This window comes from Embleya sp. NBC_00896 (genome assembly GCF_045207785.1).
Taxonomy (GTDB): domain Bacteria; phylum Actinomycetota; class Actinomycetes; order Streptomycetales; family Streptomycetaceae; genus Embleya.
Genome location: NZ_CP108776.1, coordinates 3,880,543 through 3,900,019 on the forward strand (window position 1 = coordinate 3,880,543; position 19,477 = coordinate 3,900,019).

18 protein-coding genes and 3 pseudogenes are annotated in these 19,477 nt (G+C 68.7%); 13 read left to right on the forward strand and 8 right to left on the reverse strand.

Features of this window, described 5'->3' with window-relative positions:
• Positions 1–37: 37 nt before the first annotated feature.
• Complete coding sequence (locus OG928_RS17605) at positions 38–781, forward strand: response regulator transcription factor (RefSeq protein ID WP_406284725.1); 744 nt, start codon at positions 38–40, stop codon at positions 779–781.
• Positions 778–2,550 (forward strand): sensor histidine kinase, encoded by a 1,773-nt coding sequence (locus OG928_RS17610; protein WP_406284728.1) that lies wholly within the window; start codon positions 778–780, stop codon positions 2,548–2,550. The genes OG928_RS17605 and OG928_RS17610 overlap by 4 nt, the downstream gene beginning before the upstream one ends.
• A 192-nt stretch (positions 2,551–2,742) precedes the next feature.
• Here the strand turns inward: OG928_RS17610 and OG928_RS17615 are convergent, their stop codons facing one another.
• The 3 genes from OG928_RS17615 to OG928_RS17625 form a co-directional block, all read right to left on the reverse strand.
• Positions 2,743–3,714 carry a DUF5926 family protein gene (locus OG928_RS17615; protein WP_406284731.1) on the reverse strand — a complete coding sequence of 324 codons (972 nt, stop codon included), beginning with the start codon at positions 3,712–3,714 and terminating at the stop codon, positions 2,743–2,745.
• Positions 3,715–3,850: 136 nt separating this feature from the next.
• The gene (locus tag OG928_RS17620; protein ID WP_406291053.1) at positions 3,851–4,327 is read right to left on the reverse strand and encodes an ATP-binding protein; all 477 of its coding nucleotides are present in this window, start codon (positions 4,325–4,327) and stop codon (positions 3,851–3,853) included.
• A 202-nt stretch (positions 4,328–4,529) separates the two neighbouring features.
• Positions 4,530–5,357: a glycerophosphodiester phosphodiesterase gene (locus OG928_RS17625; protein WP_406284733.1), complete on the reverse strand. Its 828-nt coding sequence runs from the start codon at positions 5,355–5,357 to the stop codon at positions 4,530–4,532.
• A gap of 682 nt (positions 5,358–6,039) precedes the next feature.
• Here OG928_RS17625 and OG928_RS17630 point away from each other — a divergent pair.
• Together OG928_RS17630 and OG928_RS17635 are read left to right on the forward strand one after the other, a co-directional pair.
• Positions 6,040–7,164 carry a S1C family serine protease gene (locus tag OG928_RS17630; protein ID WP_406284735.1) on the forward strand — a complete coding sequence of 375 codons (1,125 nt, stop codon included), beginning with the start codon at positions 6,040–6,042 and terminating at the stop codon, positions 7,162–7,164.
• A 429-nt stretch (positions 7,165–7,593) separates the two neighbouring features.
• Positions 7,594–9,039, forward strand: a complete 1,446-nt coding sequence (locus tag OG928_RS17635; protein ID WP_406284737.1) for a replication initiator — start codon at positions 7,594–7,596, stop codon at positions 9,037–9,039.
• Between the two features lie 1,323 nt (positions 9,040–10,362).
• Here the strand turns inward: OG928_RS17635 and OG928_RS17640 are convergent.
• A complete protein-coding gene (locus tag OG928_RS17640; protein ID WP_406284738.1) occupies positions 10,363–10,536 on the reverse strand; it encodes a hypothetical protein in 174 nt (57 codons plus the stop codon).
• 4 nt (positions 10,537–10,540) lie between these two features.
• Complete coding sequence (locus OG928_RS17645) at positions 10,541–10,801, reverse strand: hypothetical protein (protein ID WP_406284740.1); 261 nt, start codon at positions 10,799–10,801, stop codon at positions 10,541–10,543.
• Between the two features lie 119 nt (positions 10,802–10,920).
• Between OG928_RS17645 and OG928_RS17650 the strand changes: the two genes are divergently transcribed.
• Together OG928_RS17650 and OG928_RS17655 are read left to right on the forward strand one after the other, a co-directional pair.
• Positions 10,921–11,868 carry a helix-turn-helix domain-containing protein gene (locus OG928_RS17650; RefSeq protein WP_406284742.1) on the forward strand — a complete coding sequence of 316 codons (948 nt, stop codon included), beginning with the start codon at positions 10,921–10,923 and terminating at the stop codon, positions 11,866–11,868.
• Positions 11,840–11,947 (forward strand): annotated as a pseudogene (locus OG928_RS17655) (DUF397 domain-containing protein); the annotation flags it as partial. The gene OG928_RS17650 and the pseudogene OG928_RS17655, both read left to right, overlap by 29 nt.
• A gap of 24 nt (positions 11,948–11,971) precedes the next feature.
• On the opposite strand, the pseudogene OG928_RS17660 reads toward OG928_RS17655, so the two are convergent.
• Positions 11,972–12,823: pseudogene (locus OG928_RS17660) on the reverse strand (IS5 family transposase); the annotation flags it as partial.
• Between OG928_RS17660 and OG928_RS17665 the strand changes: the two are divergent.
• Positions 12,719–13,559: pseudogene (locus OG928_RS17665) on the forward strand (IS982 family transposase). The pseudogenes OG928_RS17660 and OG928_RS17665 overlap by 105 nt on opposite strands.
• A 29-nt stretch (positions 13,560–13,588) precedes the next feature.
• On the opposite strand, the gene OG928_RS17670 reads toward OG928_RS17665, so the two are convergent.
• The gene (locus OG928_RS17670; protein ID WP_406284744.1) at positions 13,589–14,197 is read right to left on the reverse strand and encodes a hypothetical protein; all 609 of its coding nucleotides are present in this window, start codon (positions 14,195–14,197) and stop codon (positions 13,589–13,591) included.
• A gap of 192 nt (positions 14,198–14,389) precedes the next feature.
• On the opposite strand from OG928_RS17670, the gene OG928_RS17675 reads away from it, so the two are divergent.
• A protein-coding gene (locus OG928_RS17675; protein WP_406284745.1) for an IS5 family transposase occupies positions 14,390–15,264 on the forward strand; the annotation gives its coding sequence in 2 pieces (ribosomal slippage) (positions 14,390–14,734 and positions 14,737–15,264; 873 coding nt in all).
• A 190-nt stretch (positions 15,265–15,454) separates the two neighbouring features.
• Here the strand turns inward: OG928_RS17675 and OG928_RS17680 are convergent.
• Positions 15,455–16,126, reverse strand: coding sequence for a hypothetical protein (locus OG928_RS17680; RefSeq protein ID WP_406284747.1), 672 nt, complete (start codon positions 16,124–16,126; stop codon positions 15,455–15,457).
• A 12-nt stretch (positions 16,127–16,138) separates the two neighbouring features.
• On the opposite strand from OG928_RS17680, the gene OG928_RS17685 reads away from it, so the two are divergent.
• The 5 genes from OG928_RS17685 (at position 16,139) to OG928_RS17705 (ending at position 19,467) form a co-directional block, all read left to right on the forward strand.
• On the forward strand, positions 16,139–16,480 hold the full coding sequence (locus OG928_RS17685; RefSeq protein ID WP_406284749.1) for a hypothetical protein: 342 nt from the start codon (positions 16,139–16,141) through the stop codon (positions 16,478–16,480).
• Positions 16,481–16,542: 62 nt separating this feature from the next.
• The gene (locus OG928_RS17690) at positions 16,543–17,904 is read left to right on the forward strand and encodes an FtsK/SpoIIIE domain-containing protein (protein WP_406284750.1); all 1,362 of its coding nucleotides are present in this window, start codon (positions 16,543–16,545) and stop codon (positions 17,902–17,904) included.
• Entirely contained in the window at positions 17,901–18,155 is a 255-nt protein-coding gene (locus tag OG928_RS17695; protein ID WP_406284752.1) for a hypothetical protein, read from the forward strand. Before OG928_RS17690 ends, OG928_RS17695 begins: the two co-directional genes overlap by 4 nt.
• The gene (locus tag OG928_RS17700; RefSeq protein WP_406284754.1) at positions 18,152–18,346 is read left to right on the forward strand and encodes a helix-turn-helix domain-containing protein; all 195 of its coding nucleotides are present in this window, start codon (positions 18,152–18,154) and stop codon (positions 18,344–18,346) included. Before OG928_RS17695 ends, OG928_RS17700 begins: the two co-directional genes overlap by 4 nt.
• The gene (locus tag OG928_RS17705) at positions 18,346–19,467 is read left to right on the forward strand and encodes a tyrosine-type recombinase/integrase (protein WP_406284756.1); all 1,122 of its coding nucleotides are present in this window, start codon (positions 18,346–18,348) and stop codon (positions 19,465–19,467) included. Before OG928_RS17700 ends, OG928_RS17705 begins: the two co-directional genes overlap by 1 nt.
• Positions 19,468–19,477: the final 10 nt, after the last annotated feature.

Below are 19,477 nucleotides of genomic sequence, written 5' to 3' on the forward strand. Positions count from 1 at the left end.
CCCGAAGTTCCGCAGACTTCCCCCGGATACTGGGGACATGAGCAGCAGTCAGCCGCGCGCGGGCGCCACGGTCCTGGTTGTCGAGGACGAGCCGAGCATCGCCGACGTCCTCGCCATCACCCTGCGGTTCCACGGATTCGAGGTGGTCACTGCGGACGGCGTGCACGCGGCCCTCGCCGCCGCACGCAGGGTGCGGCCCGACGTCGTGCTGCTGGACATCTCGCTCCCGGACGGCGACGGACGCCAGGTGTGCCGCGTGCTGCGCGCCGAACGACCGGAAATCGCGGTCGTGTTCCTCACCGCCCGCGACGCGCCCGCGGACGTCGTCAAGGGGCTCACCCTCGGCGGCGACGACTACATCACCAAGCCGTTCAACGTGGACGAGTTGGTCGCGCGTACGCGCGCGGTGCTGCGCCGCACCCGGCCGACGCCGGACGAGAGCGCGCCGCCGGTCCCGCGTCCGCCCGTACTGCGGCACGGCGACCTGGAGTTGGACGAGGCGACGTACACCGCGAGCCGGGGCGGGCGCGGCGTGGAGCTGACCCCGACCGAGTTCGCGCTCCTGCGCCACCTGATCCGGCACGGCGACCGGATCGTGCCGAAGGAGCAACTGCTGCGCGAGGTGTGGCGGTACGAGCACGTCGTGGAGTCGACGGTGGTCGAAACGTACATCAGCTATCTGCGCCGCAAGCTCGACCCGCTGGTGCCGGACGGGCCGCCGCTGATCACGACGCGGCGGGGCGTGGGGTACGGGCTCCGGGCGGCGGACTGCGGGGCATGACCGGCGGCCTTGAGGAGCGGAGCGACATGGGCGGGCTGGACGGGCGACCGGGCGGACGACCGGGCGGACGACTGCGCCGGCACGGGAAGGCGGGCGGGCCCGGGAGTGGCGGCGAGGCCGCGCGGACGGGCCGGGTCCGCCGGGGGTTTGCGCGGCGTGCGCGCAAGCGTCCGCACATCGTCGCCATGCGGGCGACGCTGGCTCTGAGCAGCATCGCGGTGCTCGCGATCGGGCTGGCGCTGCTGATCTGGTTCAGCATGATGGGGGTTCGGCATTATCTGGAGTCGGGCGTCGACGACGACCTGACCATGGGCCGGGCCGGCATCGAGCGGGCCGGCATCACCCGTGCGCAGCTGTCCGAACCGGGCCCGACCGCGGCCCTGCGCGACGTGCTGATGTCGGTCGGGCTGCACGGCAACACCTTCGTGATGGTCGATGAGCAGGGCATGCCCCTGCCGGTCGCCGACCAGGCGCCGGACGCCCTGCAACGTGCCTTGGCGGCGGTGGTCCGGGACCCGCGCGGTATGAAGCTGCACGACAAGCCGCGCGGCATCTCCCTCGCGGGGGACGACTACCGGGCCGTCGCGGCGCGCCTCGGCGACGGCCACTACATCCTGCTCGCGCGCTCGACCGAGGACGTCGACGGTGTGGTCGACCAGGTCGTGCACTTCGAACTGCTGGCCGGCGGTGCCTTGCTGGTGCTGCTGGGCGGGTCCATCTACTTCGTCGCCTGGTGGCGGCTGCGGCCTTTGGAGGACATGGTCGAGACGGCGTCGGGCATCGCCGAGGGCGGTCCGGACCGGCCCGATCTGTCGGCGCGCGTGGCACCGCGCAAGAGGTCGTTCAGCGAGGTCGAGCAACTGCGTACCGCGTTGAACGCGATGTTGCAGCAGGTCGAGTCGGCGTTCGAGATACGCGAATACGCGGCGACGCACCTCAAGCGGTTCGTGGCCGACGCGTCGCACGAGCTGCGTACGCCGTTGGCGGCGATTCGCGGCTATCTGCAGTTGTACGAGAAGGGAATGCTGGCGTCGGAGGACGAGCGCACGCGGGCCCTGGGCCGCATGGGAGTGGAGTCCGAGCGGATGGCCCGGCTGGTCGACGAGCTGCTGGCGCTGGCGCGGCTGGACCAGCGCCCGCAGTTGTTGCCGCGTCCCATCGACCTGGTGTCCGTGGTGCGCGGGGCGGTCGCCGACCTGCGCGCGCAGCAGGTGGCTCGGCAGGTGCATACGGACGTGCCGGACGCATGCGTGGTGCTGGCCGACGAGGCGACGCTGTGTCAGATCGTCGGCAATCTGTTGGCCAATGTGCGGGCGCACACGCCGGTGTCCGCGGATGTGCACGTGTCGGTGTCCGAGTCCACGGGCGACGGCGGGGAGCGGCGTGCCGTGCTACGCGTACGCGACGAGGGGCCGGGAATGCGACCGCAGGACGCCGAGCGTGTCTTCGACCGCTTCTTCCGGGCCGCGCGGGAGGGCAGCGGGAACGGCACGGCGGGCGGTGTCGACGCGGGGGGTGGTTCGGGTACGGGCAGCGGGCTCGGCATGGCCATCGTGCAGGCGGGGGTGGCCGCGAACCGGGGCAGTGTGCGGGTCGAGACCGAACCGGGGGCGGGCCTGACCGTCATCGTCGAGCTGCCGGCCGCGGACGCCGACGTCGACGTCGACGCCGACGCGCAGCATCACGACAGCGCGGCGGACGGGACGAAGGGCGGCGCTTCCGGCACGCGACTGCCGTCACTCGTGTCCCGAACCTCGGAATCCCTGTAGAGCTGTCCGGTCGATCCTGTGACTGTCGGATCGACGGTCCAGGCATCCGTCAAGGCGCTCCTCGACGAGGGCCTCGGGCCGTCGACCGGGCCTTCTTCAGCCCGGCCGACGGCCCGGAATCAATCCCGGGTGCCCTACCTGCGCCCCTGGGTGGTGAGAACCCGTGTTTGCGCAGGTCGGCAGGGAATCACCCTAGTTCAGGGTGATTTGCCGGTTCAGTAGACCGTTGCGGGCGCTGCGCTGACGCGGCGTCAACGGGCTGGTGTCGGCCATCGCCGCGGCGAGGCGTTCACCGAATTCGCGGGCCGGCTTCTCCACGTCTTCCGCGGTCATCGCGGTCGGCAGGTCCCACACCGGGACGAGCAGGCCGTGCGCGCGGAACGAGCCGACGAAGCGGGTGCCCTCGCCCAGGCTCGACTCGCCGGCCGCGTGCAGGCGTGCGATCGCGTCGAGCAGTTCCTCCTCGCCGTGCGGCATGACCCAGCGCAGGTGGTTCTTCTCGGTCGTGCCACACCAGTAGGCGGCGTCCACGGAGGTCAGTCGGACCGTCGGCATCGCGGCGGCGTTCGCCCGCTCGAGCGAGGCGCTCACCTCGGCGTTCATCGCGGCCGGGTCGTCCACCCAGAAGTCGAAGCCCTGGTGGACCGTGATCTCCAGCGGCTTGGTCACGTCGAGCAGGTCCTGCAGGCGGTCGCCGGACTCGGGCAGCGGGCCGGGGGTGACCGACGTGCCGTCCTCTTGGACGAGCGCGCGCTCGAGGGCGTGCGCGACGTCGCGGCTGACGTCGCCCGAGCTGGTGTGGGTCTGGAGACCGACCAGGATCGTGCCGTCGGCCCGGCGCAGCGCGGGCCACGCCATCGGCAGCACGGTCGCCAGGGTGACCTTCTGCCCCGCGTGCTCACCCGTCAGGGTCAGCTGCGCGGTCGCGGCCGGGACGAGCTCGCGCAGCGCGATCCAGTCGCACTCGTTCGGCAGCCCCTGGAAGGGACGCAGGACGAGCGTCTCGGCGGCGGTGGCCGCCTCGCGCCCGTGACATGCCTTGTACCGGCGGCCCGAGTTGCACGGGCACGGTTCGCGACCACCGACGACCGGGACGGATCCCGTTGCGGCTGCGGTCTGGGTCTTGTTGCCGGTGTGGCCCTTCAGCGCGGCCTTCTTGCCCATGCTGCGGTCTCTCCGCCTCGGTGTCGGGGGGATGGTGGTCGACGACTCACCAGGTCCGAGGGTACTGAGTTCTCCGGGCACGGGTTGACGCTCGAACGCGCGGGCGATCGAGGGTCGGATGGACTGGACGGCGACCTCAGTCGAGCGGGTCCACGGCGTCCAGGTCGAACTCGTCCCACAGCCGGTCGCTGCCGTCGCGCTGCTCGATCGGCACCAGCGCCCAGACCGTGACCTCGTCGGGGGTGCCGCGCACGCCCCAGTCGGCCGCGAGGGTGCCGATGATCGACAGGCCCCGGCCGCCATGCGCGCTGAGCGAGGGGCTGGCCTGACGCGGGCGGGTGGAACTGCCGCCGTCGGTGACCTCGATCGCGAGCAGCCCGTCGGGCCGCACCCACCACGCCGCGCGGACGTTGCCGGACGGCAGCGCGCGGGCGTGCCGCAGGGCATTGCTCAACAGTTCGGACAGGATCAGCACCGCGTCGTCCACGACGTCGCAGCCGATGCCGCGCGTATCGAGGTCGGTGGCCAGGCGGTGCCGAGCCGCGGACACACCGACCGGAGCGTGCGGTACCAGTACCGCCGCGGAATCGGGCACTCCACGGGCCACGACCATTGCCACCCCCGGCCTCCTTAGTGCACACGCCTGCCTCGCGCGCATGTCTCGCGCGTCGGGCTTGAGATGCCCGATGCCGACGGACGGGAAACGGCGGTGCGTCACGCGCTCCGACTCGCCCAGGGGCGTATAGGGGTATGCGATCACGCCAAGACGGATATAACGGCTCGAAAGGCTACCAGCGTACGCCCCCTAATAGGGTCTAACCGGACAGCTGGGTGATTACTTGCCGTGGCCGATTCGTGATGATGGCGTCGACGCCCAGGCGCAGGCACAGCTCGACGTCCTCCGGGGCGTCCACGGTCCACACGTGCACGCGGTGGCCGGCCCGGTGCAGGCGGGCGACGTAGCGCGGGTGGGCGCGCACGATGTCGATGCTGGGGCCGGCGATCCGGACGTCGCGAGGCAGGGTGCCGTCGCGGAACAGGAGCGGGACGTGTTCCATCAGGAACACCGTGGGCAGCTCGGGCGCCATCAGGCGCATCCGGCGCAGCGAGAGCTGGGAGAAGCTCATCACCCGGATCGGGGACGGATCGTCGCCGGTGGGGCTGGAGAGTCCGAAGCGGTCGAGCAGGTCGACCAGGCGGCGCTCGACCAGGCCGGCGTACCGGGTCGGGTGCTTGGTCTCGATCGCGAGCCGCACCGGGCGGGGCGCGTCCACGACCAGTTCGAGCAGGCGTTGCAGGGTGAGTACGGACGTGCGGTCCCAGTCGGGTGCCTCGGGCTCCTCCGGGCGCTCGCGCTCGACCCCGGATTCCTTCCAGGAGCCGAAGTCGAGCGCGGATAGGTCCGCGAGTTCGAGCGTCGAGACGATGCCCTTGCCGTTGGAGGTGCGGTCGACCTTGCGGTCGTGGACGCAGACGAGATGGCCGTCGGCGGTGAGTCGGACGTCGCATTCGAGGGCGTCGGCGCCGTCCTCGATGGCCTGGAGATAGGCCGCGAGCGTGTGCTCGGGGACGATGTCGGACGCGCCTCGATGGGCGACAACCTGCACGTTGGCGCGCAGCGGGCGCGCCCCGATGGTGGACACGGAACAATCGTGCCATCCCCGGGTGAGCACAGGGTGACCACGGAGTGTCCGGCGGCCTGTGTCCCGGGGGGTCGCGGGTGCGCGGTGTCGCCTCGCCGGCGTCCGCGCGGGTCGCGGAGTACTTTTCTTGGTGGGTTCGGCGGCGTATTTCTTCTTTGGGCAGGCCGCGCGACCTGCGCGGATAACCGCCGGATAAGCGGGGCGAGGCGCCGAGGGGCCCGGCTCTTACGGTGTTCAGACAGGGCGTCGGGAAGTCTGTGGGCATCAACTATTCCGATGTGTGTGGGAGGAAGTCCGTGAGCGACGACCGCGACGTGACCGGCGGCGAAGTCGGTTCACCGGTGCCAGGGGAGGCCCACGGTTCGTCTCCCGCCACACCCGTTCCGGCCGAGCCGGAGATCCGTCCCGAGGTTCCGGTCAAGCCGGTCGAGGCGCCCGCCGTGGGTCTGCCGCACGGTGCGGCGACGCCGTCGGGTGCGCCGGACACGACCCCCCTTCCGCCGGTCGGCGAGCCGTCGGCCGAGGTGCCCGCGGCGTTCGCCGCCGCGGCGCAGCCGGGCGCGGGCGGTGCGGGGCGGTTCCGCCGTACGGGGCGACCGGGGCCTATCCGGGCTACCCGGGTTACCCGGGCTTCGGGGCCGCGCCGGCGCCGCGGCCCAAGCGCCGGCCGTCGGGGATCCTGGTGGCCGCGGTCGTGGCCGCGCTGCTCGCCGGCGGGGTCGGTGGCGGCGTGGGTGCGTGGCTCGTGGACGACAACGACAAGCCGGCCTCTGCGGGCGTCAACTCGTCGTCGCCGCCGGTGGACCCCGCGTCGCTGAACCGCTCGCCCACGAGCGTTGCGGGCATCGCCAAGCAGGCGGTCCCGAGCACCGTGACGATCAAGACCAAGGGCGGCTCCGGCGCCCAGGGCACCGCGACCGGCACGGGCGCGGGCTTCGTCTACGACAAGCAGGGCCACATCCTCACGAACAACCACGTGGTCTCGCTCGCCGCCGACGGCGGCGAGCTGACCGTGACGTTCTCCGACGGCACGACGCTGCCGGGCAAGATCGTCGGCCGGGCCGAGGGCTACGACCTCGCGGTCGTCAAGGTCGACAACATGCCGGCGAACGTACAGCCGCTGCCGCTCGGCGACACCGAGAAGGTCGCGGTCGGCGACCCGGTCGTCGCGATCGGCGCGCCGTTCGGCCTGGACAGCACCGTGACGACGGGCATCGTGAGCGCGAAGGACCGTCCGGTGGCCTCGGGCGACCAGAACCAGGTCTCGTACATGAACGCGATCCAGACCGACGCGTCGATCAACCCGGGCAACTCGGGCGGCCCGCTGCTGAACGCGGGCGGTGAGGTGATCGGGATCAACTCGGCGATCCGCTCGGTGCCCAACAGCGGCGGCCAGTCGCCGTTCGGCGCCCAGCAGCAGGAGTCGGGCAGCATCGGCCTCGGCTTCGCGATCCCGATCAACCAGGCCAAGTGGGTCGCGGACACCCTCATCCAGGGCGGCAAGCCGGTCTACGCCCAGATGGGCATCCTGCCCGACTCGCGCTACACGGGCACCGGCGCGCAGATCGTCGCCCAGAGCCCCAACGGCCAGGACCCGGTCACCGCGGGCGGCCCGGCGGCCAAGGCCGGCCTCAAGCCCGGCGACGTGATCACCAAGCTCAACGACCGCGCGATCGGCTCGTACGAGGACCTCTTCAGCGAGATCTGGAGCCACCGCCCGGGCGACAAGGTCAAGGTCACCTACCAGCGCGACGGCAAGCAGGCCACCACGGAGGTCACCCTGGGCCAGCGGGTGGGCGACAACTGACATCCACCCCGACCACCGACCCGAGGACGTGTCGGCCCGGAATCCCCGGTGATCCGCAGCATCGCTCATGAGAGACTGATGCCGCCCGCGACCGGTAACGGTCACGGCACTGGAGGACTCGCCTAGTGGCCGATGGCGGCAGTCTTGAAAACCGTGAGCCTGTGTATCCGGCTCCGTGAGACTTCCTCGTTGAAGCCCCACCCGTGACCAGCATCGGAACCCCTTCCGGTGCTGGTCACGGTCGTTTCGAGCCTTCCCCGCGACCTCTGATGAGTGATCGCTGATCTTGCGTCACTTCGCGTCGTCTCGCGACGCTTCTCGGGGTCTTGCGGCCAATCTGCGGCCAGTATCCGGCCTGTTCTGACCTCGTCTTCGTACGACTGAGCCGACCTCCGTTACAGCGGTGGCCGGCTCGTTACGGAGTCGAGGATGTTGCAGTCATCCCCGGGCACCGCGTCGGCACCTTTCGAGGGTGGGCGCGCGGTTGGCCTCGGTCAAGCTGAATGGGAAAAGGAATCCGACGCGCTTGCGCAGCGTCGGACGGCGGCGGGTCGGGCGGTGGAGGACTTCGCCTGCCAACGGCCCTTGACCGCCATGGGTCTTCTTGCGGACGGCTCGACTCGGACCGTCCCGATTCGCTGCGGCAACCGGCGGGCGTCGGAGTGCCCTTCGTGCTCCAAGCTGTACAAGGGCGACGCGTCCCGTCTGATCCGCACGGGCGCGCTCGACATGGACCCCTCGGCCGTGTTCGTCTTCGTGACGCTGACGGCTCCGAGCTTCGGTGCGGTGCACCACGTGCCCAAAGCCGGCACGAAGGCACGTCCTGGTGAACGTCGTAGTCCTCGGCGGTGTCGGTGCGGTGCGCATCACTTGGTGGGCGATTCGCTGCGCGGTGTGCCCGTGGACATGCGCACGTACGACTACGACCGACAGACGCTTTTCAACCTGCACAGTGGCCGGCTGTGGCACACGACGCTGCAACGGTGGTCGCGACTGCTCGGGGATCGGCCTGACTACCTCGTGGTTCGAGAGTGGCAGGCGCGCGGCGCGATCCACCTTCACTGTCTCCTGCGGCTGCCCTCCGCTCCTGCGGATGTGGATACCTTCTGTGGGGGCCTGGCTGCGGCTGCAACGGCCGTACGCAGCAAGGTGCTTGACCACTCGACCGGTGAGGTTGTGTCCCTCTCCTGGGGGCCGCAAGTGGACGTCCGCTACGTCGACCCCACTCGGCGCGGTCGGTCCCATGCTCGGGTCGTGGCGGGTTACCTCGGCAAGCTCACGACGTACGCCGCGAAAGACCTCGGGGCGGACCTTCCCAAGACTGAGGAGACGGCTCCGGCCCGGCTCCATCATCGTCTGGCCGAAGGTGCGGCCATGGAATTGCAGTGCTCGGCGAACTGTTCGGGCGGGCGGTCGTGCACTGGGCGTGCGCACAAGGGATGGGGCTTCCGGGGGCACGTGCTGACACAGTCACGTCCTGGTCCTGGTCGTGATGCTGTGCCGGCTCGTCCGCACTCGGGGCCGGTCCGCTGGGCGAAGGAACGACCTGCGGTGCTGCCGCGTCTGCGCAAAGACGGTCGGGGGTTGACGAAGGGGCGCGCTGCTGTGCCGGCTCGTCCATGCAAGCTGCGTTGGACTCGGCCGCGTCCTGCGGTGCGTGCGCGTCCGGGTTGGTCGGGCCTCACCTTCCGGGAGCTGCGGGCCGTTCGGAGGGAGCACAATCAATCCGGGGTGACCTCTGAGAATCTGGAGGTGCTTCGGTGGGTCGTCGTCGGCCAGGAGCGCAAGGACGATGCGGCTCGGGTGCGACGGATGCTGCTGGAAGCCGGGGATGCGGCTCCGCCTTGGTTCGCGGTGGGCCAGTCGGATGCATGACCAGCTCGGGGCGCGGCCCTTGTTTGTCCTGTGGAACTCGACCGAACGCCGGTTGGCAGAGACGGTGGTCTCGGTGGGGCACTCAAGACGAGCAAGAAGTCTCGTCCCACCTGAGATCACCCCGCTACCTGGTTTTTGCCCCAGCCATCCGATGCGTTCCGCATGCGCGTCTCTGACGTGGCCGGCTCCTTGCCCGGTCCGGCCCGCCGTGCCGAAGGCTAAGGCGAGCCGGTGCCGGGCACGTGGGCCGGCCGGGCGCCCCCTGGGGCGCCCCTTGATCCGGTACAGAAACTCTGCACGCGAGCAACACAGCACACAGCCCCGACCGGATGGGGCTCCGATCGGGGCTGGTCGGTGCTCACTTCTTGTGCACGCGCTTCCGTACCGACTTGGGCGGATCGTCGTACCCGGGATCCGCCCGCCAACCGCCAGGCGGATCTTTGTAGGGCGAACATTCGCCGCAGCGTCCGCACGCCCAACGTCCGTGTAGTCCGTCCACCTGCGATCCGCATTTGGGGCACCGGTGCGACGTGTAATACGGATCGGGCACCGAACGCCCGACACGCGTTATGCGAGGCGACCGGATCACTTCGGGCTCCTGGCTCATGCCCCTATTGTGCCCCGGGGCCCCGACGACGCGCACCTACCACGCACGCGGACAGAAACATGACAGCAGCCAGCAAGACGGCGGCTCCGCCCGCGAACGGCTCGGAGAGAATCCAGCCGCATCCGTTGTTACACGTCCACGTGTTCCCCCTGCGGGTCGCGGTGCCGCCGCAATTTCCGCAGGTTGTGGTGTCCGCTTCGCATGTTCCCAAATCTCTCGTCACGGCTGTACCTCCTGTTGAGATATCCCGGGTCTTGGCTGAGCCGCACCGCGCGCGCCGGGAAGACGGGCACGGTCGATAAGGGAGAGTGGCCGTGTCTGCGGCGGCGCCAACTGGCCTACTCCATATGGGACTTCGTCAGCCCATCGGCTAGTCCCCGTAGGTGTGCACGATCACGCCATCCGGGCAGCAGTGCGTGTGCGCTCGGCGGATGACGTCGGCGGTCTTCTTGCGAAAGGCGTCAAGCTCGATCCGGTCGAAGGGTGCGCGCCACTCCTTGACCGCTCCTGAGCTGTCGTACGCCGTGTGGGGCCTGACGATGGCCTAGCGGTGACTCGTCCGCTGTGCGGCCGATCAGCACCCCGTGAGGGTGCTCCTCGTCGGCTTCCTGCGGAATGCCTTGCTCGTCTAACCACACAACCGGGTCACCATCGCGGATGGTGCTGTCCCCATAGGTGATGGTCGGCACGAACTCTCGCCACACTGCGTTTGCCTCTCACTGGGTTGGGGCCTGCCGCTCGGCGGGCTGGACGCTGTCGGCAGGCATGGTCCACATGACGCCTCCGTCGAACGGCTGCACGGTGAGCCGTTGGCCGGCGGGAAGCGGCTGAGCCATGAGGATTTGGCCCGGATGCCGGACCTCTCGCGCGGCCGGATTGATCGGCTCCACGTAGTCACCCTCGCGATACGTCGGCACTCGCGTTCCCCTCCTGCGGCGCCTCGTCCACGTACACGAGCACCCGAAGGTCGTCCAACCGGAACCGAAAGGTGCTCATGCCCAACGCCAACGTCACGCGCTGCCCGTCGCGGGCGACCAACTGGCCTTCCAACCCGCTGCGTTCGTCCCGAACGTGGACCGTGTCAACGCGCCGTATCAGCTCGTCAACCTCGTCTCCGGTCCACTGCTGGGTAAGGGGGAACAGACGTCTGGGCATGGCGCTACCTTCCGGTTGCCGTAGGTGCTGATCCGGCCACTCTGTGGAACAAGCTTCATGCCGGCGGCTACGCTGCAACAGCCGTCTGCGTTTACGGAACTGTCCGTAAAGGGGGATGCATGGACGACGAGGCCCAAGACGCAATGCCACTCGCAGACTTGTTCGGCCGGATGGTTACCGTGCTTCGGGAAGCAGCCGGGTATCGCCAGGCAGAGTTAGGGCGCGCCATGCACGGTCTTGGCGGCACACGCCTAAATCAGATCGAACGAGGGACCCGGCACCCACCGACCCTGGCGAACGCAATGGAGCTCGACGCCACGCTGAAGGCCGGCGGGCTCCTTACCGATCTGTGGTCGCACGTGAGCCGTAGGACGTTTCCCGCGTGGTCACAGCCCTTCATAGAACTTGAAGGCGCTGCACGCGAGATGCGCATGTACGTAGTCCAGGTGATTCCTGGTCTTCTCCAGACCGAGGACTACGCACGGGCTGTCCTGCGGAAAGGGCGTTCGCTTCGCGACGAAGCCCATCTTGAAGAACGCGTCATCGGTCGGCTAGGTCGTCAAGAACGGCTCAACAGTCCGGACGCGCCATACCTGTGGGTGGTCCTTGATGAAGCCGTCATCCGGCGGCGGGTCGGCGGGCCGGATGTAATGAGACAGCAGCTCGCGCGCCTACTGGCAACCGAGCACGATCCCCACATCAGCGTTCAGATACTCCCGTTCTCCGAGGGGGAACACGAAGGCATGGGAGGCTCGTTGACGGTGCTCACGACAGGCGACAAGCGCGAGGTTGCGTACACCGAAGGTGCCGACGTCGGACGTCTGATTGAAGATCCGGACGAAGTTACGCAGTACGCCGTGACCTACGATCGGCAACGGGCACGAGCCCTACCTACAGGCATGTCCATGGACATGATCCGAGAAGTAATGGAGGGCCTAGACAGTGGTGCACGCATCCCAAGCTCAGCCCAAGCCCTGCGCATGGCGAAAGTCCAGCTACAGCAACGCCGAAGGGGGTCAGTGCGTCGAAGTCGCCGGCGACTTCCCGGGCCTCGTCCCGGTCCGTGACAGTAAGGACCTGAGCGTTGGTCACCTCGTGGTCGGGGCCGCGTCATGGCGAGCCCTTACGGCGGCGCTGAACGCCTAGGGTCTGTTTGAAAGTGGATCTTGGTCATAGCCATTCGCCGATGGCGGCGATGGTGACGGTGGCTTGGTAGCGGACGGCGAGTTTGTCGTATCGGGTGGCGACTGCGCGGTTGCGTTTGAGGCGGTTGATGCCGCATTCGACGGCGTGGCGGGCCTTGTAGTCCTCGCGGTCGAAGGCCGGCGGGCGTCCGCCCGCCGGCCCGCGGTTCTTGCGGTTGCGGATCTGGTCGGCGGGTTCGGGGATGGTGCAGGCGATGCCGCGTCTGCGCAGCAGTGCGCGGTTCGCGCGGGAGCTGTAGGCCTTGTCGCCGCGCACCCGCCCGGGGCGGGTGCGGTCTCCCGGGTCCGGTCCTGGGGACGCGGATCGCGTCGAGGAGGTTCGCGAACTGCGGGGAGTCGCCGCGCTGTCCGGCAGTGAGCAGCACCGCGAGCGGGCGCTGGCCCTGCTCGGCCACGAGGTGGATCTTCGTGGTCAGCCCGCCGCGGGAGCGTCCGAGGGCGTGGTCGGCAGGCTCGTCGGCGAGGCCGCCGGGCGCCTCGCGCTGCAGATCCCCTTTTTCCGCGCCCCGGCCGCGTGCTGGTGCGCCCGCGCGATCGTGGAGTCGACGTTCACGTCCCAGGTGATCAGCCCGGCCGCAGATGAATGAGTCCAAGGGTTTGCCTGCGGACATGGAGCGAGGGCGTCCATGGTCAGTCTGTGACGAACAACCTGGACACCCTCGCAACTGCACTGTACGTGAAGGTCGATGATGCGTTGAAGGCTTCGCCGCAACTGGCACCGTGGCGTCCGCGGATCGGGATCAAGCCCACGCTCGGTGACTCCGAGCTGGTGACGCTCGCGGTGATGTCGGCACTGCTCGGCTACACCTCCGAGCGGCGCTGGTTGCGTCGTGTCGGCCGGGACTTCCGCCGCCTGTTCCCTTACGTGCCCGGGCAGTCCGGCTACAACAAGCGGCTGCGCGGCGCGTGCGAGCTGGTCAGGCACATGATCAGGATGCTCGCGTCGGACACGTCGCTGTGGGGCGACGACGTGTGGGTGGTCGACTCGACCCCGGTCGGCTGCGGCTGTTCCCGGGAGACGGCGAAACGCTCGGACCTGGCCGGTTGGGCCGAGTACGGCTACTGCGCGTCGCACTCCCGGTATTTCTGGGGCCTGCGTCTGCACCTGGTCTGCACGCTCGGCGGACTCCCGATCCTGTTCGCGCTCACCGGCGCGAAGGCCGACGAGCGCGAAATCCTGCGCGGCATGCTCGACACCGCGCCCGAGGTCGGAACCACGCATCCCGGGCCAGACGATCATCGGAGACAAGAACTACTACGGCCGCGCGTTCGAAGACGACCTCACCCAGCGTGAGCTCGTCCTGTTGCGCCCGGCCCGCAAGGGAGAGCCCGAGCGGGCCGGATCGCACCTGTTCAAGCCGCTGCGGCAGGTCATCGAGTCGATCAACCAGACCTTCAAGGGACAGCTCGACCTGGAACGACACGGCGGCAGGACCCCGGCGGGCGTGACCGTCCGAGTCCTCACACGCGTCCTCGCACTCACCGCCGCGATCTGGCACAACGACAAGACCGAGCAGCCGATCAAAAGATCACTGATCGCCTACGATCACTGACCGCGACAACACCCCTTGGACTCATTCATCTAGTCGTCGTCTTCGTCGTCGAGAGTGTCGGTGCCGACCGGATTCGCGTGGGCGTGGTCGACGATCCGGGCGGCGGGGGCGAAGTGCCGGATGACCGTGACGAGTTCACGCAGGTCGTCGACGTCGCCCTGCCATGGGGTGGTGAAGGGGGAGACGGTGGCGCCCGCGCCGGCGTCGTACGCCGCCCACGACCAGTTCATGAACCCGCCTGCGGGCCGCGTGATGGTGGCGCGGTGTTCGGGGTCGGCCACGACGCCGAGGCCGCGCAGGCCGCGCCGGCCCTGCTCGTCCATCGACCACACGACCACGGCGTTGACGTGCGCCCAGGGGACGGTACGCGCGGTCTGGAACGCCGGGCGGAGGGCCAGGCCAGTGGCGTCGGCCCGCACGACGACGCGCCGGGACGAGACCAGGGCGAGGACGACGAAGACCAGGCCGACGGCGCCCACGCCGATCGCCAAGGGGACGCCCCAACCGTCGGCAAAGGGCACGGTGGCGACGCCGATCACCGTGACGACCGTGGCGACGATGAAGCCCGGGATCGTGGACCCGCCGTGGCGGAGTCCGTAGGAGTGGGACGCGGGGGAAATCGGTTCTGTACGGCTCATTTGGTGATCTTGCCAAGCGAATCCGATTCCGGCGCCAGGGACTTCCCTGACATTCGAGGCGGCCGCCCGGAAAGCCGGTGGCCGGGTCGTTCCCGGTCACCGGCTGTCCGCGACGAGCGTTCAGAGCGCCGGGCTCAGTTCATGCGTCTAGGGTCTGCTTGAAAGTGGATCTTGGTCTGGGATGATCTTCTGGTGGGACGGGGAGATCTGACCGAGGGTCAATGGGCTGTGCTGGAACCGTTGTTGCCGGCCGCGCGCAAGCGCGGCCGGCCGACGCAATGGACGCGTCGGGACCAGATCAACGCGATCCGGTGGCGCGCCCGGGCGGGCACGCCGTGGCGGGACATACCCGAGCGGTACGGGCCGTGGGAGTCCGCCTACAGCCTGTTCCGGTGCTGGCAGCGCGACGGCACCTGGGCCCGGATCCTCGAACAGCTCCAGGCCCGCGCTGACGCGGCCGGGCTGATCACCTGGGACGTGAACGTCGACTCCACGATCGCGCGGGCGCACCAGCACGCGGCCGGGGCGCGGAAAAGGGGGATCTGCAGCGCGAGGCGCCCGGCGGCCTCGCCGACGAGCCTGCCGACCACGCCCTCGGACGCTCCCGCGGCTGGCTGACCACGAAGATCCACCTCGTGGTCGAGCAGGGCCAGCGCCCGCTCGCGGTGCTGCTCACTGCCGGACAGCGCGGCGACTCCCCGCAGTTCGCGAACCTCCTCGACGCGATCCGCGTCCCCAGGACCGGACCCGGGAGACCGCGCACCCGCCCCGGGCGGGTGCGCGGCGACAAGGCCTACAGCTCCCGCGCGAACCGCGCACTGCTGCGCAGACGCGGCATCGCCTGCACCATCCCCGAACCCGCCGACCAGATCCGCAACCGCAAGAACCGCGGGCCGGCGGGCGGACGCCCGCCGGCCTTCGACCGCGAGGACTACAAGGCCCGCCACGCCGTCGAATGCGGCATCAACCGCCTCAAACGCAACCGCGCAGTCGCCACCCGATACGACAAACTCGCCGTCCGCTACCAAGCCACCGTCACCATCGCCGCCATCGGCGAATGGCTATGACCAAGATCCACTTTCAAACAGACCCTAGCCGCACCCGCCCCTGCCCCGTCTGGCCGTTCGTGGCCCGGCGGGGCTTTGTGCTGTCCACAGGACCCCTCCTCGCCCTGCCGCCGATGTATCCATGTTCGGTTGATGAGCAACAAAAAGCGCCACTGGCGATATGCCGTGGCGCCTTTTCGTTTCGCATCCTCTAGCTTCTTTCCTTGTCTCTTTCCTTTAGCGTGTTGTGTAGCAAGATGTCGTCTCTCAACCCCTCCGCCTGTACCTTTTCGAAGCTCAGAACGCCGTCTTTGGCGTCTAGCATTTCGCCGTGGTAGGCCGCTGACCTGCTGCGCAAGGTGTTTGGGGCGACGCCGGCAATCTCGGCACATTCGCGATTGCTTACGCCTGCCTCGTTGACTGCATATGACGTGATGACACCTGCTAGGCGGTTGATTTCCGCGCGCGCGCCTTCAAGCGCGGTTAGCACCATCTTTGACCAGTAGTCGTCGGTGGCGGTGAACGGACGTGACCTCTCGCTGGCAACAGCCAGTAGCCGGGTTGCCACTTGGATGTGATGCAAGGCCCACTCGTCCAACTCCGAGGGGACCGGTTGGGCTGGACGCCCCATGGCGGCGCCCTCCTCTCTGTTCGCGTGCTCCCAGCATCCCATGTCGAGCCACTGCGCCCCCATGTCTGCACGTCGTAGATTCTTCTTGACCATAGTGTGCAGATCTTGCACGTTGAGTTCAAGTGTTGCGCCGCCCTTCGGGTTGGCGGGATGCCGTCTCGAAATCTTTTTCGGACGTGTCACACGGGCGTCGCCGCTCGCACCTCTAAAGGGTGACGCGGAAACCCCGCGCCGCGCGACGTCTCGACTCAAGGAGTGGGCTCCATGGCTGTTGAAGGTTTCCCGATCGTGCTCACCGACGTGATGGTCTTCCCGTTGGCCGGGGCGACTCGTGAGCAGACCGACAAGCGCACGGGTGAGATCGCCTTTCACGTGGACGTGAACGTGATGGTGGCCGGGGCGAGCAAGGCGGTTCCGATGCGGCTCACGCTGCCCGGGGCTGCGGCGGACCTCGCGCTGATGATGCCGCACCGGTTGACCGGTCGGGCGTGGATCGATGGCTGGTCCGGCAAGGACACGTACGGCGTCAACTGGTCCGTGAAGGCTGAGGGCCTGGCTCCGGTGGACGGTTCGGCTCCGGCTGGCAAGAAGTCGGCGGGTGCCTGATGGATAGCCGTGCGGATTACTACGCGTGGCGGTTGTTGCAGATTCCCGTAGTGCGCGGGTCAGTGCTGTTCGTGCTCGGGACGCTGCTGTTGATGGTGCTCGGCGTTCCGCTGTTCCCGGTGTACGTGGGCGTGCTCCTGGTGCTCCTCGTCGTCTGGGGTGCGCGGGCCTTGGTGCGGCGTCGGCGGTGGGCCGCGCTCGTCCGGACACACGGTGAGGTCGGGGCCGGCGTGGTCAGCTTCGTCTGTGGCTGCTGGCCCGAACTGATGGCCTCGCTTCGGCTGGCGGTCGACAAGGGCCGGCCCGGTCCGACGGGTGAGGAAGTGTGGCGGTCCACGCTCTCCAAGGAGGAGCACACGCGGTTCATGATTCGGCTTGCTGAGGCTGAACCGGTTGTGATCCTGCCGGAGTTGGTGGACGTACAGCCCTCGGCGGTCGGTCCTGTCTTCCGGTTCCGTCCGGTGGCCGGCGTCCCTGTGGCGCGGTATCTGTCGGCGGAAGTCTGCGATGAGCTGCGGCATCACTGGGGCATCTCCGGGGTGTCGGCTCGGGAGGTCGCTCCGGGCCTCCTGTCGTGGACGGCACGCGTAGCCGACCCCTTGGCGGCCTTGATCGGGATCGAGACATGGCCGGTGTCGCCCGACCTGTTCCGCTGGACGGCGGCTCTCGGTGAAGACGGTGTTCCGGTGTCGCTGCCCTTGGCGCACACCCTGTGCGTGGGCGGTACGGGTGCCGGCAAGGGGTCAGTGCTCTGGGGGATGGTCAACCATCTCCGGGGCTTGGCGCTCTCGGGTCAGGCAGAGCTGTACGGCATCGACCCGAAGCGTCAGGAACTGCGCGCGTGCCCGGACGTCTTCCGGCGCCTGGCTCACGATCCCGAAGAGTGGGCGGCTCTGTTGGCGGATCTCGTGGTGGAACTGAAAGAGCGTCAGAAGCGCCCCGGGCGTGACTTCGTGGTCTCCAAGTCCATGCCGGTGGTCTGGCTCGCGATCGATGAGTACGCGTCCCTCGGCGTGCTCGACAAGGACAAGAAGCGGCGGGACCAGACGAGTGCTGACCTGCTGCTCTTACTGACTCAGGGTCGATCGGTTGGCATGTACGTGATGGCTCTGGTTCAGAGCGGCCTGAAGGCGTTCGCGGCCGAACGGGACTTCTTCCTCGTGCGCATCGGTCTGCGCTTGGCCTCCGACTCCGAGACGGACATGGTCCTCGGTGACGGTGCCTCGGACCGAGGGGCGGCCTGCCACTTGATCACGCCCGCGACTCCGGCGAACCGCTACGCCACTGCCGGTGTGGCGTACGTGGTCGTGGAGGAACACGGGCCGGTGCCCGTCCGTGTGCGCTTCCCCTACTCGCCGGATCACACGCTGGTGGATTGGGCGGCTGAGGCGGATTACCAGACCTGGGCGGTGAAGTCCCAGTGACGGAACAGCTCTCGCTGTTCCCCCTGTTGGGTGCCCCGGCTTCGGCCGGGGCACTCGGCCCGGAACAGATCGACGGACACGCCTGCCTGCTCTGCGGGCGCCTCGACCTTCCGATGGCGCCGGTCGGCTACCTCGCCGGTGGTCAGGTCTTCGTCTGTGACGACGACTTGCCGGCCGTGTCGGGGGCGAAGCAATCCGCCGTGCGTTCGGGGATCTCGGCGGACGTGCGTTGGACGGAGGACGTGTCGTGAGGACTCGACAGAAGATGCCGGCCGTTCTCTGGACGGCGGAAGAGACGGCGGAATACCTCGGCGTGGAGGTCACGACGCTCTACGCGTGGCGGTACAAGCGGCAGGGTCCGGCGGCCTACAAGGTCGGTCGCTGGCTGCGTTTCGATCCGGAAGACATCCGGGTCTGGCTCGGGGGACGGGTGGCGGCCTGATGACGTCCGGACACATCAACAAGCGTGGGGACAAGTGGCGGGCCCGGTACCGGGGGCCGGACGGCAAGGAGCGGTCCAAGACGTTCGGTACCAAGCGTGAGGCGCAAGCCTGGATCACTGCACAGCAGTCCCGGCAGATGCGCGGGGAGTGGGTGGACCCGGCGCGCGGAAAGGTCGCGTTCGGAGAGTTCGCGACGGCGTGGCTCGGGCGGCAGGTCTGGAGCAAGCCGAAGTCCAAGCAGGGGGCCGCGTCGTTGCTGCGGTCGCGACTGATGCCCGAGTGGGAGCACATACCGATCAACAAGATCGACTACGAGGGCATCACGGACTGGATCGCGCGCATGAGTAGTGAGGTCTCCTCGTCGCGCACGCGTCAGGCGGTGCACATGCTCGGCCGCATTCTGGATGACGCGGTGAAGGGCGGGCGCCTGGTGCGCAACCCTGCGCGGGGCCTCGACCTTCCGGGCCTCACGACGACCCGTGTCGTGACTCCGATGACGATCGACGTCGTAGAGGAACTGGCGGGGAAGATCGGTGGTGCCTACGGGACCCTCGTGCGCCTGCTCGCCTATACCGGCATGCGGTGGGCTGAGGGCATCGCGATCCGTCCCGTGGATCTCGACTTCGACCGTGCTCGGGTGGACGTGGTCCGAACCATCTCCGAGGTGGGCGGCAAGTTCTTCACGACCGACACGAAGACGCATCGTCGCCGCTCGGTCCCGCTGCCCGCGACCCTCGCCCCTGAGCTGAAAACCCTTGTACAGGGCATGGCTCCGGGTGATCTGCTGTTCGCGTGGGGTAAGCACCCTCGGCCGCCGCGCTCCTCGGAGTTCTTCCGGGCTGCCTGGGGGCCGGCACGGTTGGCCCTGGATCTTCCCGACATCAGGGTGCACGACCTGAGGCACACGTGCGCCTCGCTGCTAATCTCGATGGGTGCGCCGGTAACGGTGGTCGCTCGGATCCTCGGACACTCGAAGCCGACAACGACCCTCGCCATCTACGCGCACCTGTTCAAAGACGAGACGGACACGTGGGGCCAACGGCTCTCCGAAGATGTCTCAACCACCTGTGCGGCCAAATTGCGGCCAGACGAGGAGCCTCCGGGCTCGTCTGCTGGGTAAGTGACGAGGT

Excerpts from the sequence above, each read along its gene's own strand:
- OG928_RS17705 (WP_406284756.1), top strand. The coding sequence starts at position 18,346 with ATGACGTCCGGACACATCAACAAGCGTGGGGACAAGTGGCGGGCCCGG.
- OG928_RS17620 (WP_406291053.1), bottom strand. The coding sequence starts at position 4,327 with ATGGTCGTGGCCCGTGGAGTGCCCGATTCCGCGGCGGTACTGGTACCG.
- OG928_RS17650 (WP_406284742.1), top strand. The coding sequence starts at position 10,921 with ATGGACGACGAGGCCCAAGACGCAATGCCACTCGCAGACTTGTTCGGC.
- OG928_RS17635 (WP_406284737.1), top strand. The coding sequence starts at position 7,594 with ATGTTGCAGTCATCCCCGGGCACCGCGTCGGCACCTTTCGAGGGTGGG.
- OG928_RS17605 (WP_406284725.1), top strand. The coding sequence starts at position 38 with ATGAGCAGCAGTCAGCCGCGCGCGGGCGCCACGGTCCTGGTTGTCGAG.
- OG928_RS17670 (WP_406284744.1), bottom strand. The coding sequence starts at position 14,197 with ATGAGCCGTACAGAACCGATTTCCCCCGCGTCCCACTCCTACGGACTC.
- OG928_RS17645 (WP_406284740.1), bottom strand. The coding sequence starts at position 10,801 with ATGCCCAGACGTCTGTTCCCCCTTACCCAGCAGTGGACCGGAGACGAG.
- OG928_RS17610 (WP_406284728.1), top strand. The coding sequence starts at position 778 with ATGACCGGCGGCCTTGAGGAGCGGAGCGACATGGGCGGGCTGGACGGG.
- OG928_RS17685 (WP_406284749.1), top strand. The coding sequence starts at position 16,139 with ATGGCTGTTGAAGGTTTCCCGATCGTGCTCACCGACGTGATGGTCTTC.
- OG928_RS17615 (WP_406284731.1), bottom strand. The coding sequence starts at position 3,714 with ATGGGCAAGAAGGCCGCGCTGAAGGGCCACACCGGCAACAAGACCCAG.